The sequence below is a fragment of the Streptomyces lydicus genome, from assembly GCF_000717345.1.
Lineage (GTDB): Bacteria > Actinomycetota > Actinomycetes > Streptomycetales > Streptomycetaceae > Streptomyces > Streptomyces lydicus.
In genome coordinates, this window is the sequence record NZ_JNZA01000003.1 from 104,248 (window position 1) to 120,479 (window position 16,232).

The 16,232-nt window shown below is 72.4% G+C and carries 16 protein-coding genes and 2 tRNA genes; 2 read left to right on the top strand and 16 right to left on the bottom strand.

All coding sequences use genetic code 11. From position 1 onward, the window contains the following. Positions 1-162: 162 nt before the first annotated feature. Both OO62_RS03370 and OO62_RS03380 read right to left on the bottom strand, forming a co-directional pair. Positions 163-2,121, bottom strand: a complete 1,959-nt coding sequence (locus tag OO62_RS03370; RefSeq protein ID WP_033265649.1) for a S53 family peptidase — start codon at positions 2,119-2,121, stop codon at positions 163-165. A 449-nt stretch (positions 2,122-2,570) separates the two neighbouring features. Next, positions 2,571-2,643: transfer RNA gene (locus OO62_RS03380), tRNA-Ala, on the bottom strand. A gap of 151 nt (positions 2,644-2,794) precedes the next feature. On the opposite strand from OO62_RS03380, the gene OO62_RS03385 reads away from it, so the two are divergent. Beyond that, the gene (locus OO62_RS03385) at positions 2,795-4,132 is read left to right on the top strand and encodes a glycosyltransferase 87 family protein (protein WP_033265651.1); all 1,338 of its coding nucleotides are present in this window, start codon (positions 2,795-2,797) and stop codon (positions 4,130-4,132) included. Positions 4,133-4,367: 235 nt separating this feature from the next. Here the strand turns inward: OO62_RS03385 and OO62_RS03390 are convergent, their stop codons facing one another. The 9 genes from OO62_RS03390 to OO62_RS39885 all read right to left on the bottom strand — a co-directional run bounded on the left by OO62_RS03390 (position 4,368) and on the right by OO62_RS39885 (position 9,548). Continuing rightward, positions 4,368-4,601, bottom strand: coding sequence for a hypothetical protein (locus OO62_RS03390; protein WP_030413843.1), 234 nt, complete (start codon positions 4,599-4,601; stop codon positions 4,368-4,370). Between the two features lie 3 nt (positions 4,602-4,604). Then, positions 4,605-4,853: a hypothetical protein gene (locus OO62_RS03395; RefSeq protein ID WP_033265652.1), complete on the bottom strand. Its 249-nt coding sequence runs from the start codon at positions 4,851-4,853 to the stop codon at positions 4,605-4,607. Between the two features lie 229 nt (positions 4,854-5,082). Then, positions 5,083-5,155: transfer RNA gene (locus OO62_RS03400), tRNA-Ala, on the bottom strand. 113 nt (positions 5,156-5,268) lie between these two features. Next, the gene (locus tag OO62_RS03405; protein ID WP_033265784.1) at positions 5,269-5,922 is read right to left on the bottom strand and encodes a histidine phosphatase family protein; all 654 of its coding nucleotides are present in this window, start codon (positions 5,920-5,922) and stop codon (positions 5,269-5,271) included. Then, on the bottom strand, positions 5,919-6,353 hold the full coding sequence (rsfS, locus tag OO62_RS03410; RefSeq protein WP_033265653.1) for a ribosome silencing factor: 435 nt from the start codon (positions 6,351-6,353) through the stop codon (positions 5,919-5,921). The genes OO62_RS03405 and rsfS overlap by 4 nt, the downstream gene beginning before the upstream one ends. 249 nt (positions 6,354-6,602) lie before the next feature. Further along, positions 6,603-8,420 (bottom strand): LCP family protein, encoded by a 1,818-nt coding sequence (locus OO62_RS03415; RefSeq protein ID WP_033265654.1) that lies wholly within the window; start codon positions 8,418-8,420, stop codon positions 6,603-6,605. 24 nt (positions 8,421-8,444) lie between these two features. Beyond that, complete coding sequence (nadD, locus tag OO62_RS03420) at positions 8,445-9,056, bottom strand: nicotinate-nucleotide adenylyltransferase (protein ID WP_051732619.1); 612 nt, start codon at positions 9,054-9,056, stop codon at positions 8,445-8,447. Positions 9,057-9,108: 52 nt separating this feature from the next. Further along, the gene (locus OO62_RS39445; RefSeq protein WP_129322955.1) at positions 9,109-9,318 is read right to left on the bottom strand and encodes a hypothetical protein; all 210 of its coding nucleotides are present in this window, start codon (positions 9,316-9,318) and stop codon (positions 9,109-9,111) included. Between the two features lie 80 nt (positions 9,319-9,398). Beyond that, positions 9,399-9,548 carry a hypothetical protein gene (locus OO62_RS39885; protein WP_164993267.1) on the bottom strand — a complete coding sequence of 50 codons (150 nt, stop codon included), beginning with the start codon at positions 9,546-9,548 and terminating at the stop codon, positions 9,399-9,401. 150 nt (positions 9,549-9,698) lie between these two features. Between OO62_RS39885 and OO62_RS03430 the strand changes: the two genes are divergently transcribed. Further along, positions 9,699-10,796: a M48 family metallopeptidase gene (locus OO62_RS03430; RefSeq protein WP_033265656.1), complete on the top strand. Its 1,098-nt coding sequence runs from the start codon at positions 9,699-9,701 to the stop codon at positions 10,794-10,796. A gap of 21 nt (positions 10,797-10,817) precedes the next feature. Here the strand turns inward: OO62_RS03430 and OO62_RS03435 are convergent, their stop codons facing one another. The 5 genes from OO62_RS03435 to proB form a co-directional block, all read right to left on the bottom strand. Then, positions 10,818-11,942, bottom strand: a complete 1,125-nt coding sequence (locus OO62_RS03435; RefSeq protein ID WP_033265657.1) for an SCO2583 family membrane protein — start codon at positions 11,940-11,942, stop codon at positions 10,818-10,820. Between the two features lie 107 nt (positions 11,943-12,049). Continuing rightward, positions 12,050-12,712, bottom strand: a complete 663-nt coding sequence (locus tag OO62_RS03440) for an SCO2584 family spore wall biosynthesis protein (RefSeq protein ID WP_033265658.1) — start codon at positions 12,710-12,712, stop codon at positions 12,050-12,052. Positions 12,713-12,846: 134 nt separating this feature from the next. Continuing rightward, entirely contained in the window at positions 12,847-14,115 is a 1,269-nt protein-coding gene (locus tag OO62_RS03445) for a glutamate-5-semialdehyde dehydrogenase (protein ID WP_033265659.1), read from the bottom strand. An 83-nt stretch (positions 14,116-14,198) separates the two neighbouring features. Further along, on the bottom strand, positions 14,199-14,696 hold the full coding sequence (locus tag OO62_RS03450) for a hypothetical protein (protein WP_033265660.1): 498 nt from the start codon (positions 14,694-14,696) through the stop codon (positions 14,199-14,201). A gap of 248 nt (positions 14,697-14,944) precedes the next feature. Next, a complete protein-coding gene (gene proB, locus OO62_RS03455; protein WP_033265661.1) occupies positions 14,945-16,063 on the bottom strand; it encodes a glutamate 5-kinase in 1,119 nt (372 codons plus the stop codon). Between the last annotated feature and the right edge of the window lie 169 nt (positions 16,064-16,232).

Below are 16,232 nucleotides of genomic sequence, written 5' to 3' on the forward strand. Positions count from 1 at the left end.
CAGAAGGCGTACGGCACGCATGGCGCCAGGGTACCGCAGGGCGTACGGGGCCCGCGCTGAGGATTACCCCCAGACGGGCCCCGCCCCCGTTACGCCCCGCTCCTGCCGTCGCGCCACCTGGTCAGGGCCGGGCGGGCAGGAGCACTGTCGCGCGCCCCGGCGTCAGTGCCGGTAGGAGCTCACATAGCCGGCACCGGGGGTGCCCACGCCGGTCACGTCGTCGTAGCCGACGGTCGCCTGGAGGGAGCTGTCCTTGCCCAGGCTGCGCAGCGAGGTCGTGGTGCCCTTGCTGCTGTCGGCGCCGTTGACGAAGTCGACCCGGACGACGGCCAGGTCACGGCCGGCACCCAGCGGGTGGTCGGTGACGTCGTGGTACGCCGAGGTGCCGTAGCGCTGGTAGATGGCCGGGTTGGCGAAGCCGATGGCGATGCCGTGCCGGGCCTGCTGCGCCAGCGCCTGGACGCCCGCGATCACCGGGGCGGCCAGGGAGGTGCCGCCGATGCGGTACTCGTCGTAGCCGAGCTTTCCGTCCGGCAGGGTCTGGGTCTGGCCGACCAGGAAGCCGGTGTTGGGGTCGGCGACCGCCGAGATGTCCGGAACGGTGCGCATGGCACCCTTCAGGGCGATGTCGGACAGCTCGTGCGGGACGACTCCACGCTGGTAGTAGGGCTGCGCGACGTTCTTGCTGACGCCGCCGCCGGCGCCGCCGTTGAAGGCGCCGGGGAAGCCCGCCCAGCTGCTGCCGTCCTTGGACAGCAGCGCCTTCTGGGTGCCCCAGCCGGTCTCCCACTGGTAGGCGTCGTGCTTGCCGACGGCCAGGGAGGTGCCGCCGACCGCGGTCACCCACGCGGAGTTCGCCGGGGTGTCGACCTGCTTGGTGCCGGTCTTGGCGACCTCGTCGCCGTTGTCACCGGAGGAGAAGTAGAAACCGATGCCCTGGACGGCGCCCTGCTGGAACAGCTGGTCGTAGGCGGCCGCCACCTCGGGGGTCTCGTTCGCCTCGATGTCGCCCCAGGAGTTGGAGACGATGTCCGCGAGGTGCCCGTCGACGACCTTGCCGAGCGAGTCGAGCAGGTCGTCGTCCATGCAGGAGGCGCCGCCGACGTAGACGATGTCCGAGTCGGGCGCGACCGCGTGCACCGCCTCGACGTCGAGGGTCTCCTCGCCGTACCAGCCGGCCGCACCGCAGTCGTCGATGTGCGTGTAGCCGTCCGGCAGGACCTGGGAGAGCTGGCCCTTGCGGTAGCGCTGGTCGCCGTTACGGGCGGCGTACTTGGCCGCGTCCTGGGCGATGGTCGGCGAGGCGTACGCGTCGGTGATCGCGACGGTCACGCCCTTGCCGGTCCACTTCTTCGCCCCGTAGGCGGCGCGCAGCTGCTTGCCCGTGTAGCCCTTGATCGCGTACGGGGCCTTGCTCCCGTAGGCGGACGGCAGCGTCTTGTCCGTCTTGGAGCCGTAGTACGAGGAGAACGGGCCGGAGTTGCGGAAGACGCCCTCCGGCGGCGGCAGTTCGCCGGAGTGGTGCTTGGCGAGCTTGGGCGCGTTGTCCAGACCGGTGACCGTCAGCACCGCGTCGGCCAGCGAGGCCGGCGCGGAGGCGGTGGTGGACGGCGCGTGGTAAGTGTGCCCGCCCTTGAGGTAGTTGTGCAGGTCGGTGGCGAAGGCGCGCTCGGCGGCGGCCGTGTCGCCCTGGACCGTGACGTAGCGGTTGGCGGTGCCGGTGACCTTCAGGCCGGACTTCTTCAGCCAGTCGGTCACCTTGGCTATCTGGTCGTGCGTGGCGCCGTACCGGGCGCGCACCTGGGCCGGGCTCAGGTACTTCCCGTACGAGGCGGACTGCGGGTCGGACACCGCCTTGGCGTAGTCCGCGAGGCCCTTGGCGTCACGACCGGCCAGGTAGACGCGAGCGGTGACGGCCGTGGAGTCCGGGGTGGCGCCCCGGTCGGCCTGCCGGGTCGCCCACAGGGGCTTGGTGCCCAGCAGCGCGTGCCGACCCCCGTCGTGCCCCGCGGCGTCGGCGGCGGGCGCCCCGAGCGCGAGCGTCCCGGCGACCAGCGGCAGCGTCGCTGCCCAGGCCAGACCGGCGCGGGCGCGCGGTGTTCTGGTGCGGCTTGATCTCATGTAACCCCCTGCTGTGGCGATGCGGTGCGCTGCGGGGTGACGCGGTGCGCCGGCGCGCCGGGGCGCGGCACCTCACGAGCGGTGAATGCGTCGGATGTGACGCTCACGCGATCCGCCACTCTTTCGGTGAACCGTTCATGTCAGGGGCATGCGATCACCAAGAAGAGACCAAAGAACGGCAAGGACTGGTCAGGAATGGCCAGGAACCGGACGGTCAACTCGTCATAGCGGACGGGCTGTTGACCAGATATCGACGCAACCCCGGAGGAACCACCCGCCCCTGAGGAGGGCCACTCCTGAAGAGGGCCACCCCCGCGCCTGCGGGTCACGCCCGCATCCCCGTACGCGCCGACGCCACCGCCCACACCCCGAAGCGGGCGCACCGCCGCGGCCTCAAGGACCACGCAGCAGAGCGGGCCGTCCATGATGGACGGCCCGCTCTGTCTCTGTGGAGCTAAGGAGAATTGAACTCCTGACCTCCTGCATGCCATGCAGGCGCTCTACCAACTGAGCTATAGCCCCAGGTCTTGTTACCGCCCGGTTCCCCGCTGCGGCATCGCCTACATTACACGGCCCTCCCCGGCTTCTGCCAAATCGTTCTCCCGGGGCCCCTCCGGCCGGGTGCGCGGTACTGTCGGCGAGACGTGCCCGATTCGTCCTGGGGGAGCCGTACGTGACCGCGCTGGAGCTGGAACAGTCCACCCCACCCCGCGGCCCGCACCCCCGCAGGGGCACCGTCCGCCGGCACCCCACCCTCGCGGCGGCCCTGGCCTGCCTGGTCTCCTTCACCGCCTTCTGGGTCGCGCAGCGCCTCGCCCACGTGACGATGATCGACCTCATGGTCTACCGCGCGGAGGGCCTCACCGTCCGCGCCGGCGACTCGCTCTACGACATGGTGGCCACCTCGGCGCACCTGCCCAACACCTACCCGCCCTTCGCGGCGCTGGTGTTCACCCCGCTCACCCTCCTCGGCGTCCCGGCCATGCGCACCCTCGCCACCGCCGGCAACCTGCTGCTGCTCGTCGCCGTGGTCCACCTCTCGCTGCGGCTCGTCGGCCGGCCCCGCCACCTGCCCCGGCCCGCCGCGGCGCTCGCGGTCTCCGCGCTGCTGGTGTGGTGCGAGCCGGTGTGGACGACGCTGCGCTACGGCCAGATCAATCTGCTGCTGGCCGCGCTGGTCCTGTGGGACCTGACCCGCAAGGACACCCACCGCCTCGCCGGCCTCGGTATCGGCCTCGCGGCGGGCCTCAAACTGACACCGGCACTGTTCGCCGTCTTCCTGGCACTGGCCGGCATCGTCCGGGCCGGGCAGCGCCTGCGCTCCGGCGCGGGCCCGCGCACCGCCTGGAACCCCTGGCTGCGGCAGGCCGCCGTCGCCACCGCCACCTTCCTCGCCACCGCCGCACTCTCGGCCCTCGCGCTGCCGCGCGACTCGCGCCGTTTCTGGACGGAGATCGTGTTCGCCGCCGACCGGGTCGGCGATGTGGAGATCACCGCGAACCAGTCGCTGCGCGGGGTCCTCGCCCGGCTGCTGCACACCCAGGACCCGGGCGCTGCCTGGTTCGTGCTCGCCGGCCTGACCGCGGCCCTCGGCCTGGCCCTGGCCGCCGGGTCGCTGCTGCGCGGGCCGGGGGCCCTCCCGGCCGAAGGCAGCGGGAACGCCTGGGCCGCCGTCGCCTGCGCGGCGACCGCCCTGCTGGTCAGCCCGGTCTCCTGGTCGCACCACTGGGTCTGGTGCGTCCCGATGCTGGTGCTGCTCGGCTCGGAAGCGCTGCGCCGTACGGGCACCGGCGCCCGCCGCTGGTGGACCACGACCGTCGCACTGGGCCTCCTCTTCTGCTCGTTCGCGCTGTGGTGGGTGCCGCACCGCTGGCACCAGCACGAGGAGCTGCACCAGAACGCCGGACAGATGCTGCTCTCCGGCATCTACCCGCTCGCCGGTGTGCTCGTGCTGGCGCTGACCGGTGCGCGCCTGTGGCGGCTGAACCGTCCGCTCCCGTCCGTGGATTGACCGGACGGCGGCTCACTGCCCGTCCAACGCCCGGTGCGCGGGGAGCGGTTCCGCCTGCCCGGAACCGTTCGGAACTGCCCGGGGACGGTAAGGAAGTGTCCGGAGCTGCCCGGCAACGCCCGGGCGTTTTCGGAACGCGCGCCAGTTGGCAGGCCCAGGAGGCGGGTTGGCGAGAGCGGGAGGGCGGCCGGCGCAGGCGGGCGGGCGCCTCGGCCAGGGACGGGAAGCCCCCGGCTCAGGCCGTCGCGAACGAGTAGAACCGCTTCAGGGTGCAGTGCTCGTCCAGCAGCCGGCCGTAGATCGGCTCCCCGTCGAGCTCCCGGTAGGTCTCGATGGGGTCGCCTTTTATGACCAGGGCGCGCGCGCATTCCTCGCACCAGTACTGGTAATCGGTGTTGACCGGCTCCATGTCACGGACGATCGGCGTACCGCTGCCGCACCAGTCACACTTCCTGCTGTGGGCGCCCATCCATCAGCTCCAACTGTGGCCGCAGGCCGTACAGACGAAGGAAACGCCGCCATTGTCGCCGAGCACCTGCGCCACGTGGGAGGACCCGCAAGAAGGGCACTGCAGGGCAGTACCGACTCCGGTGCCGGAGACGGCCGCGGGGGTGCCAACGGGGCAGGTGAAACGGAGCGCGTATTCCGGCAGCCAGTCATAGCCCTGCGCCTCGGCCACTTCGAGCAGGTCATTGACCTCCTCGAGGATGCTCGTGGGCATCGCGATGTTCTCCTCCCCTGCCGGCGCCGTCCGATTCTGCCACGGACGGCCGACCGGGTCAGGCCCACCTTCACGTCACCCGGCGAGCCGCCGGGCGGCCACCGTCCGGCGCTAGCTGTGACGTGTCGCACACCTCGAACCGCGGGCGGTGGTTCCGTCCCGGCCCCCTTCGACCGTGCGGATAACGCAGAGATCCCGCCTCCATCTGGAGGCGGGATCATCCGGGTTGTGGAGCTAAGGAGAATTGAACTCCTGACCTCCTGCATGCCATGCAGGCGCTCTACCAACTGAGCTATAGCCCCGGGTCTTGTTCCGCTCCCCCGGGTCTCCCCCGGCGGCGCCGCGAACAAGATGAACTTTAGCCTGCGACCTGCCCAGATGTGAAATCCGGTCCGCCGGGGCCGACCTGCGGGGCTCAGTCGTCGTCGCCGAGCACCGGCTCCGGAAGGGTGCCGGCGTTGTGCTCCAGCAGCCGCCAGCCGCGCGCGCCCTCGCCCAGCACCGACCAGCAGCAGTTCGACAGACCGCCCAGGCCCTCCCAGTGGTGGGCCTCCAGGCCGAGCAGCCGCCCGATGGTGGTGCGGATGGTGCCGCCGTGGCTGACGACGACCAGGGTGCCGTCCTCGGGAAGCTTGTCGGCGTGGTTGAGGACCACCGGTGCGGCCCGGTCGGCGACCTCGGTCTCCAGTTCGCCCCCACCGCGGCGCACCGGCTCACCGCGCTTCCAGGCGGAGTACTGCTCGCCGTGGCGGGCGAGGATCTCGTCGTGCGTCAGCCCCTGCCAGGACCCCGCGTAGGTCTCCCGCAGCGCCGGGTCGTGGGTGACCTCCAGGCGCGTCAGGGCGGCCAGCTCACGGGCCGTGGCCGACGCCCGCCGGAGGTCGGAGGCGACGATGGCGTCCGGGCGCAGGCCCGCGAGCAGCCGGGCGGCCCGCCGCGCCTGGGCGAGGCCGGCCTCCGTCAGCTCGATGTCCGTGCTGCCCTGGAAGCGGCGCTCCAGATTCCAGGCCGTCTGGCCGTGCCGCCACAGGACGATGCGGCGGCCCTGGGCCTTCTTCGTGCCGTTCAGGACAGCTCTCCGTCCTCCGGGCCCGTCGTGGCCTCGGCGTGGGCGGCTGCCTTGCCCCGGGTGGCCTTGGCGTCCTCGGGCAGGTCGAGCTCGGGGCAGTCCTTCCACAGGCGCTCGAGCGCGTAGAACACGCGCTCCTCGCTGTGCTGGACGTGCACGACGATGTCGACGTAGTCGAGCAGCACCCAGCGGGCCTCGCGGTCGCCCTCGCGGCGGACCGGCTTGGCGCCGAGCTCCTTGTTGAGCCGTTCCTCGATCTCGTCGACGATCGACTTGACCTGGCGGTCGCTGGGGGCCGAGGCCAGCAGGAAGGCGTCGGTGATCGAGAGGACGTCACTGACGTCGTACGCGATGATGTCGTGCGCGAGCTTGTCGGCCGCGGCCTGGGCGGCGGCGTTGATGAGCTCGATGGAGCGGTCCGTGGCGGTCACAAGCGGCTTTCCGGGTCGAGGGCAGCTTCCCCGGCCGCTCACAGGGCGGATCGGTCTCAGCCGAGCCGCGGCGCGCGCCGCGGTCCCCATGGGCAACCGGATCAGCGGTCAGGTACCCCACAAGGGTCTCACGGACCACCGACACCCCCGGCAGGGTTTTCGAACCAGCGGGTCAGATCCGGTCGCCGCGCAGGTCAGGGCCGTGGCGGGCGGCCCGGCCCCGCTGTGGGGGCCGAGCGCGCCCGCCCGTCAGCCCTTGTAGTCCTGCCCGAGGACGACCGTGATGTCGGCGTTCGCCGCGCCCTTGCCCTGCTTCACCGCGCCCGCCGGCAGCCCCAGCGTCTTGGCGACCTCGGCGGCCTTCGCCTTCTGGGCGGCGTCCGCGTAGGTGACCTGCGACGTGGCGCGGGCCGCGCCCTCGGCGCCGTCGTCGACGAAGCTGTAGCCGCCGTTGAGCAGCGCGACCTGCGCCTTTCCGGTGGCGGCCCGGGAGCCGGTGGCGTTGCGGACCGCGACCCGGGCGGTCGCGTCGGGGGCGGTCTTCTTGACCGTGCCGCCGAGCACGTCCTTGACCACGCTCGTCGCGGCGGACTGGCTGAGGGTGCCGTTCGCCTGCACGGGCAGCAGGGTCGTGGTGTACGCGCCGGTCTTTGCCAGCTCCGCGCGCTGCGCCAGCGAGCTGCCCAGCTGGGCCTCGGTGAGCGGCGGGTCGAGCACCTGCAGCAGCGCCTTGACGGTGGCGGTGGCGCCGTCGGAGTCGCTGGAGACCTTCTTCAGCGTGGCCTGCATGACCTGCCCGAACCGCTGCAGCTGCTTGAGCTGGCCCTCGCCCGGCGCCTGGTAGGTGGCGTAGGCGACGGCCGCCTGGCCGTTCAGGTCCTGCGCGCGCCCCTGCTTGACCAGCGGGGAGTCGCCCTTCTTGGCGCCCGGCACGGTGGCGTCGGTGTCCAGGGTGATCCCGCCGACCGTCTCGACGAGGTTCTCCAGATAGGGGGTGTCCAGCCGCCAGGTGGCCTTCAGGTCGGCGCCCAGCAGGCTGTTGAGGGAGTCCCGGGTGGGCTCGGCGCCGTCGGCCTTGACGGACTTGCCGAGCGTCGTGGCGGTGCCGTCGTCCTTGGGGACGACGAGGCTGTTGGGCAGCAGGACGGTGGTGCCCTTGTGGGTGGTCTCGTTGTCCACGAGCAGCGCCGTGGAGCTGTTGCCGCTCTTGGTGTCCCGCAGGTGCACGACGAGCACGTCGCGCTTCTGCCCGCCCGCCGCGGCCGCCTGGCCGGTGCCCGGCCCGGCCAGGCCCGGCAGTTTGCCCGCCCACCACAGATAGCCGACGCCGCCGGCGACCAGCAGGGCCAGCACGACGGACAGCGCGACGATCCGGCTGCGGCCGCGCCGCTTGGCCTCCTCGCGCCGCTCGGTGCGGCTCTCGGTGAACTTCAGCCAGTCGATGACGTCTTCGGAGTCCTCGTCCGGTTCCTCGATGAACGAGAACTGCTCGGTGCGGTAGTCCGGGTCGTCCGGGGACGCGCCCTGGGAGCCGCCCGCGGCCCCCGGCTCCCGGTGGTCCTGCGCCGGGGCGCGGCGCCCGTCCTGGGGTTGCGGCTGCTTGTCGTAGGAGAGCTGCTCGTACGGGGACTGCTGGGCCTGCTGCGGGATCCACTCCTGCTGCTGGTGCTGCGGGTGGGTCGCCTGTTGCTGCTGAGGCGTGCCGTAGGGGTCGTACTGCTGCGGGTGGCCGGGGTCGGCCTGCACCTGCTGGCTGCCGTAGGAGTCGTAGCCGTACGCGGACCGGCCGGTGCCGTCCTGCTGCCCCGGGTACGGCTGGTGGCCCTGCTGGCCCTGCTGCCCCTGCTGTGCGCCGTACGGGTCGTAGCCCTCGTAGGCGGAGGGGGCGGCCGGCCGGCCGTACGGGTCGTAGTGCTGCTCGTACGACGGCTGCGCGGCGTCGTGGTACACCGGCTGCCCGTAGGCGTCGTAGGTGTAGCCCTGCTGCCCGTGCTGCCCCTGCTGGTTCCCGTACGGGTCGTGGGCGTACGGGTCCTGCGGCCCGTACGGATCCTGTCGGTCGCTCACCGGTGCCCCTTTCCGTCAGCCCCGTCAGCGGTCGTCGCGGTACAGCTGTTTTTTGTCGATGTAGCGCACCACACCGTCCGGCACCAGGTACCAGACCGGATCCCCCTGGGCGACGCGCGCCCGGCAGTCGGTCGAGGAGATGGCCAGTGCCGGCACCTCGACCAGGGAGACCGCTCCCTCGGGCAGCCCGGGGTCCGCGAGGACGTGGCCGGGCCTGGTCACCCCGATGAAGTGGGCCAGGGACACCAGCTCCGCGGCATCGTGCCAGGTCAGGATCTGGCTGAGCGCGTCGGCGCCGGTGATGAAGAAGAGATCCGCGTCGCAGTGCTCGGCGCGCAGATCACGCAGCGTGTCTATCGTGTACGTCTTGCCGCCGCGGTCGATGTCGATCCGGCTGACGGAGAACTGAGGGTTCGAGGCGGTCGCGATGACCGTCATCAAATACCGGTCCTCGGCCGGGGACACCGTCTTGTGGCTCTTCTGCCACGGCTGTCCCGTGGGTACGAAGATGACCTCGTCGAGGTGGAACTGGCTGGCCACCTCGCTGGCGGCGACCAGGTGTCCGTGATGGATCGGGTCGAACGTCCCGCCCATCACTCCGAGTCGCCGCTTCACGGGCCCTGTGTGCTCTCCCATGCGTGCAGACCCTACTGGGCGGCGCGCGATGCCGGGGGCCGGGTGCCGGGGCTCAGCGGTCCCGGTTGAAGCGGGTGGTGATCCACAGCAGGAGCAGCAGGATGCAAAAGGCGCCGCCGCCGGTCAGGTAGGGGCTCAGGCTGGCGTGGCCGCCCTCGTGTCCGGGTTCGGCGGCGAGGGAGACCAGGGACTGTGCGGTGGTGTGCAGGCTCATCGTCAGCAGGACCAATCCGGGCTGGGGTCGGGCAGAGACTTCCACCACATCGTAAGCGTCGGCTCACTGCGGGCTCACGGCGACTCCACCCAGGAGGGGGCCCGGGGCCGCGCGAGAGGCCCGGCCGGTCAGTCCTGGCCGTAGCCGCGCAGCAGGAACCAGGCGAGGAGGGCGGCGCCCACGACGCCGACGACGATCACGGTACGCAGGATCCACCCGGGTCCGCCGCCGTGGGCGGCCTCCTGGGAGACGGCGAGCAGCACGCTCGGATGCGGCATGACGGTGCGCTTCCTTTGGTACGGCCCGGGTCTTCCGTACCGGCCCGGGCGGTCATTGGTGCGAGCGCCAGCGTACGCCCGAGCATCCAATCGCCTGTCAGCGGCGTCCTCTAGGCTGAAGCACACGCAGTCGAACAGGGGGAGGCCCCAATGACGGAGAGCCCAGGCGGCAGCGAGCACGTACCCAGCCGGGACCGGCGGCGATTCCCCGGAATCTCCTCGCGGTCGTACGAACACCCCGCGGACCGCTCGGCGCTGGTGGCGCTGCGCAAGCTGAGCGGGTTCGACACGGTCTTCAAGACGCTCAGCGGCCTGCTGCCGGAGCGCAGCCTGCGCCTGCTGTTCCTGTCGGACTCGGTGCGGGTCAGCGACCAGCAGTTCCAGCACCTCAACGACATGCTGCGGGACGCCTGCTACATCCTGGACCTGGAGAAGGTCCCGCCGATGTACGTCAACCAGGACCCGACGCCGAACGCCATGTGCATCGGCCTGGACGAGCCGATCATCGTGGTGACGACCGGCCTGGTCGAGCTGCTCGACGAGGAGGAGATGCGGGCGGTCGTCGGCCACGAGGTCGGCCACGCGCTGTCCGGGCACGCCGTTTACCGCACGATCCTGCTGTTCCTGACGAACCTGGCCATGAAGGTCGCCTGGATCCCGCTGGGCAACGTCGCGATCATGGCGATCGTGACGGCACTGCGCGAGTGGTTCCGCAAGTCGGAGCTGTCCGCCGACCGCGCGGGCCTGCTGGTCGGACAGGACCTCCAGGCGTCGATGCGGGGCCTGATGAAGCTGGCCGGCGGCAACCACCTGCACGAGATGAACGTGGACGCCTTCCTCAAGCAGGCGGACGAGTACGAGTCCGGCGGCGACCTGCGCGACTCCGTGCTGAAGATCCTCAACCTGCTGCCGCGCAGCCACCCGTTCACGACCGTGCGGGCGGCCGAGCTGAAGAAGTGGGCGGCCAGCCGCGACTACCAGCGGATCATGGACGGCCACTACCCGCGCCGTGACGAGGACAAGGACACCTCGGTCTCCGACTCGTTCCGCGACTCCGCGGCGCACTACGCCGATTCGGTGCGCAACAGCAAGGACCCGCTGATGGGCCTGGTCCGCGACATCGCGGGCGGCGCGGGCGACTTGGGCGGCAAACTGCGGGACACGGTCTTCCGCGGCGGCTCGCGCGGCGAGGGCCCCGGCAGCGCCAACGGCTCCGGAGAGGCCACGGGCGGCGCGGACGCCTCCTGACGAACCGGCCGGCCGCCGCGTCTAACGGATCGGGTGGCTCGGCTTCGGCTGGGCGGAGGGCGCCAGCTCACCGCAGAGCGAGGGGCTGATCCGGTCCCTGGCGAAGGGGTCGGTGCCCGCGGGCCGGTCCGGGCCGGCGTGCTGTCCCGCGAACAGCGGACGCAGCGCGTCGGCCGGCCGCGAGGAGCAGGCCAGCGGCCCCGCCTGCATGTTGCTCTGCAGCACCTCCAGGCGGTGGTCGGCGAGGTCGTCGCGGCCGACCCGGAGGTGCAGCTCGCGCCGGACGGTGACCAGCGAGGCGGCGCCCGGGGTGGCCTTGCCCGCGTGCCGGGCCGACGCGTCCTGCGAGGCGCCGGGGGCGGGCCGTACGGCGTAGACGAAGGTGTAGTCGGCGGTGACGTCGAGGGCGTCCGGGCTCAGCTCGGAGGCGGCCAGCACGCCGTCGACGCGGACGTTGCGGTCGGCGAGCTGCGTCAGCCGGGGGTCGAAGCGGACCAGCCAACCCGTTGCCGCGTACCGTCCGTTGTCGTCGGGGTGCGCCAGGCTGCGGTCGAACTGGTCGAGTTGGCCGGTGTCGAGCAGCAGCCGTACCGGCCGGACGGAACCGCCGGTGAGGGTGGCCGGGTCCACCGACGAGTGGACGAGGTACTCCTTGGCGATGGTCAGCGCGGAGTACACCTGGTCGTCCGAGAAGTGCTCGGTGCGGGTGACGGCGGGCAGGTTGACCCCCGCCGCGCCGACCCGGTAGTCGGCCGCGGGGCTGTGCGCGAAGAGGTCCTCGGGCGTCGCGCCCGGCACGGCACCGCTCGGCGCGAGCGGCACGACGGCGGACCGCAGCGGCTGCGCCCGGACCGGCTCCGGGGCCTTGTACGGGTGCCGTACGCCCATGTACACGGCGGTGCCGAAGGCGAGCACGATCAGCAGCACCAGCAGCACGGCCTGACGGGAACCGCCCAGCCGCCTCCAGGCGTGCCGGGCCCTCACGGCCGGTGTGTGATGCTCACCGAGCCGTTCGTCCGCGGAGAATTCCTGAAGGCGGGCAGCGCGCACGAACGATTCGTCGAACACGACGGATCGGTACTCGTCCTCACCGCCTCCCTGGGCGCCGTGGGGCGTCCCTTCGGGAGGGTCACCAGGCCCGGTCATACAACAAGAGTAGGTCTGACAGGGCAAACGTAAACGCGGGGACGCGGGGCAACTTCAGCGGAGAATTCCGTTTCGGGAGGCCCCATCGCGGGCAGTGCGGCACGCCGTCACTGGGGTCTGGGCACCGCGGTGAACGACGGGCGGACGGATTGCCCCGAGGGCACCGCCGGCAGCTCCGGACGGGCCGTGCGCACGCTGTCCGCGCCTCCCGTGGTCGGGGCGTCCACCCCGCTGGAGGTGGGCGCCGGCCCCGGGCTCTGGTTGCGCCCCGAGGCGCCCCGGTAAACGGCGCTGAAGGCCAGCGCGACCAGCCCGATGCCCATCACCACGGCCAGCACCCAGGCGACCGGGCGGTGCCAGCGGGTGCTGCTCCGGTAGGGCCGCAGCGACCCGCCGTAGGGCCCGTACGGACCGTACGGGCGGTACTCGCCGTACTCGTCGTCGTAGCCGTCGTCCTCGCCGTACGCGTCGTAGTCGTCGTCTCCCGACCCCGCGCGGCCACGGCGGTGGTGGGGCGCCATCTCGTCGGGATCGTCGCCGTCGGGGCCGAAGCCGGGCCCGGAGCGGGCCGCCTCGGCCTCGGCGCGCGCCTCGGCGGCGGCCAGCATCCGCTCGACCGCCGACGGCTCGTGGATCCGCGCGGCCCGGACGAATTCCTCGTCGAAGACCACGGAGGCGAATTCTTCGTCCGCTTTTCCGTGGCTCCCGTGGTGGTGCTCGTCGGGCTCTTCACCGTCCGGGAACGGCTTGCCCCCCACGTCGTCCGGCACCCGTCCAGGTTAGCCCCGACCGCTCGTTTTGGGCAGGGATCCGGCCTGAGAGAAGCACCCACCGCACCCCTCGACGCCTCCTGCCCCGGGGCCGCCACAACGGCTCCTGCCCCGGGCCGCGATGACGGAGGGTGTCAGCGGATGTGCCCGTCCCCGGTGACGATGTACTTCGTCGACGTGAGCTCCGGCAGACCCATGGGGCCGCGGGCGTGCAGCTTCTGCGTCGAAATGCCGATCTCCGCGCCGAAACCGAACTGCCCGCCGTCGGTGAAGCGCGTCGAGGCATTGACCGCGACGGTGGTGGAATCGACCAACTGGGTGAATCGGCGGGCCGCGGCCTGCGAAGTCGTGACGATGGCCTCGGTGTGACCGGAGGTCCAGCGCCGGATGTGCGCCACCGCCGCGTCCAGGTCGGGCACCACGGCGGCCGCGATGTCGTACGAGAGGTACTCCGTCGCCCAGTCCTCGTCGGTGGCGGGCGCCACCAGGCCGGGGCCGGCCTGCTGCCAGGCGGCGTCGCCGTGCACGACCACCCCGGCCTTGGTCAGCGCCTCCAGGGCACGCGGCAGGAACTTCTGCGCGATCCCGGCGTGCACCAGCACCGTCTCCGCGGCGTTGCAGACGCTGGGCCGCTGCGCCTTGGAGTTGATCAGGATGTCGATCGCCATGTCGAGGTCGGCGGCCTCGTCGACGTAGACGTGGCAGTTGCCGGTGCCGGTCTCGATCACCGGGACGGTGGACTCCTCGACGACCGTACGGATCAGCGAGGCGCCGCCGCGCGGGATCAGCACGTCGACCAGGCCGCGGGCGCGCATCAATTCGCGCACCGAGTCGCGGCTCTCACCGGGCACCAGCTGCACCGCGTCGGCGGGCAGCCCGGCACCCTCGACCGCGTCGCGCAGTACGTCCACCAGCGCGCTGTTGGACGCGTACGCGGAGGACGAGCCGCGCAGCAGCACGGCGTTGCCGGACTTCAGGCACAGGGCGGCGGCGTCCACCGTCACATTGGGCCGGGCCTCGTAGATGATCCCGATCACGCCGAGCGGGACCCGGACCTGCCGCAGGTCGAGACCGTTGGGCAGGGTCGAGCCGCGGACCACCTCGCCCACCGGGTCGGGCAGCGCCACGACCTGCCGGACGTCCGCGGCGATCGCCGCGATCCGCTCCGGGGTGAGGGTGAGCCGGTCCACGATCGACGCGGCGGTGCCGGCCTCCCGGGCCTTGGCGACGTCCCGGCCGTTGGCGGCCACGATCTCGTCGGTCCGCTCCACGAGGGCGTCGGCGATGGCGAGCAGCGCGGCGTCGCGGGCCGTCCGCGGCAGTGGCGCCAGGACGGCGGCCGCCTCCCGCGCGCGGCGGGCGGTGTCGAGGACGGGCGAGGACTGCGATGCGCTGCTGGTCATGGCCGCAGCCTAACGGGCGGGCGGGCCACAACCAGCGGGTATCTCACAGCGCGGGACGCCGCGCCCGACAGGCAGAACGGCGGTCAGTAGGGATGCACGCCGACCGGTGAGGCCGGTGGCGGGCCGTAGCCCTCGGCCACCCGCTGGTGGTAGGTCTCCCGGTCGATGACCTCCAGGCCGACGATCTCCCACGGCGGCAGCTTGGCCGTCGAGCGGTGCTCGCCCCACAGCCGCAGCGCGACCGCCGCGGCGTCGTGCAGGTCCCGCGCCTCCTCCCAGTAGCGGATCTCGGCGTGGTCGTTGGCGTAGCGGCTGGTCAGCAGGAAGGGATGGTCGTGGGCGAGCTGTTCCAGCGCGCGCCGGACCTCCTTCAGCGGCGCTTCGCGGCCCGAGACGCTGAGCGTGATGTGCCACAGCCGGGACACCTCGCGGCGCTCGCCCTGGGGTGCGGGCCGGGCCGCCCCGTTCCGCTCCGCGCCTTCCTCGTCGGCCGGCAGGCCGGCGTCCCGGCCGATTCCGACGCTGGTCAGTGTCCGCTCCGCCGTCCCTCGGGGCAGGGCCCCTGGGCGCCCTCGTCTCACCGGCGGCCTCCTGTGATGCGAATCGCTCCGCCTCGGGGTGCGGAGCCGATGGGTGCGGTCGTACTTCGGCGGGTGCGCTCGCGCGCTGCGGGCGCCGCTCCCCTGCGGCGCCCCCGCAACAAAGTTGACCAGCCCGCGGCCCGTCGCGGGGGCGTTTTTGCGAAGGTCTCGCGGGAAAGGCCGGTTGGCGCGCGGTTCCGCGGGCGGTGTGCGGGGCCGTTGACGGCCGTCGGCCGGACCGGGAGGCGTCAGGGGTGCAGCAGCACCAGATCGTCGCGGTGCACGACCTCACGCTCGTACGCCGGACCCAGCTCGCGGGCAAGCTCCCGGGTCGAACGCCCCATCAAACGAGGGATTTCCCGGGCGTCGAAATTGACGAGTCCGCGGGCGACCGCGCGGCCGGTGCCGTCCCGCAGCTCCACCGGGTCGCCGGCGGAGAACTCGCCCTCCACGGACGCGATGCCGGCCGGCAGCAGCGAGGAGTGCCGCTCGACGACCGCCCGCACCGCCCCGTCGTCCAGGACGAGCGCGCCCTGCGGCGTGGAGGCGTGCGCGAGCCACAGCAGCCGGTCGGCGGAGCGGCGGCCGGTGCGCAGGAAGTGGGTGCCGGTCGGGCCGCCGGCCAGCGCGTCCGCGGCGTGCACCGCGGACGTCAGCACGACCGGGATGCCGGCCGCGGCGGCGATCCGGGCCGCCTCGACCTTGGTGACCATGCCGCCGGTGCCGACGCCGGCCTTCCCGGCGCTGCCGATGGAGACGCCCGCCAGGTCGGCGGGCCCGCGGACCTCGGCTATCCGGGAGGTGCCGGGGGTGGCGGGGTCGCCGTCGTAGAGGCCGTCCACGTCGGAGAGCAGGATCAGCAGGTCGGCGCGCACGAGGTGGGCGACCAGGGCGGCCAGCCGGTCGTTGTCGCCGAAGCGGATCTCGTCGGTGGCGACCGTGTCGTTCTCGTTGACGATCGGTACGGCGCCCATGGCCAGCAGCTGGTCCAGGGTCCGGTAGGCGTTGCGGTAGTGGGCCCGGCGGCTGGTGTCGTCGGAGGTCAGCAGGACCTGGCCGACGCGGCGGCCGTAGCGCGCGAAGGACGCGGTGTAACGGGCGACCAGCAGCCCCTGGCCGACGCTGGCGGCGGCCTGCTGGCGGGCCAGGTCGCGCGGCCGCCGCTCCAGGCCGAGGGGCGCCAGGCCGGCCGCGATGGCACCGGAGGAGACCAGCACGATCTCCTTGTCCTGGTGCTTGGCCAGCACGTCCACCAGCGCGTCCACCCGGTCCGCGTCCAGTCCGCCGGCGGCCGTGGTCAACGACGACGAGCCGACCTTCACCACGATCCGGCGGGCGTCCGCCACTTCCTGCCGTGCGCCTGCCATGTGCCTGTACCCCTGTGTTCCTGTTCCCGCCGCCGTACGGGTATTCCTTGTCACTGTCACCCCGTACCACGTCCCTACGGGCGCAATCTACGGCAGTACGGGCCACGGCCGCGTGGCGATATCGCCTGGCGGACGCCCCGGCCGGGCCGGCGGACGGCTCGCTTCCCCG

Coding starts and splice junctions, on each gene's coding strand:
- OO62_RS03370 (WP_033265649.1), bottom strand. CDS start 2,121: ATGAGATCAAGCCGCACCAGAACACCGCGCGCCCGCGCCGGTCTGGCC.
- OO62_RS03390 (WP_030413843.1), bottom strand. CDS start 4,601: ATGGGCGCCCACAGCAGGAAGTGTGACTGGTGCGGCAGCGGTACGCCG.
- OO62_RS03395 (WP_033265652.1), bottom strand. CDS start 4,853: ATGCCCACGAGCATCCTCGAGGAGGTCAATGACCTGCTCGAAGTGGCC.
- nadD (WP_051732619.1), bottom strand. CDS start 9,056: ATGGGAGAGCACACAGGGCCCGTGAAGCGGCGACTCGGAGTGATGGGC.
- OO62_RS39885 (WP_164993267.1), bottom strand. CDS start 9,548: ATGCCGCATCCGAGCGTGCTGCTCGCCGTCTCCCAGGAGGCCGCCCAC.
- OO62_RS03430 (WP_033265656.1), top strand. CDS start 9,699: ATGACGGAGAGCCCAGGCGGCAGCGAGCACGTACCCAGCCGGGACCGG.
- OO62_RS03435 (WP_033265657.1), bottom strand. CDS start 11,942: ATGACCGGGCCTGGTGACCCTCCCGAAGGGACGCCCCACGGCGCCCAG.
- OO62_RS03445 (WP_033265659.1), bottom strand. CDS start 14,115: ATGACCAGCAGCGCATCGCAGTCCTCGCCCGTCCTCGACACCGCCCGC.
- proB (WP_033265661.1), bottom strand. CDS start 16,063: ATGGCAGGCGCACGGCAGGAAGTGGCGGACGCCCGCCGGATCGTGGTG.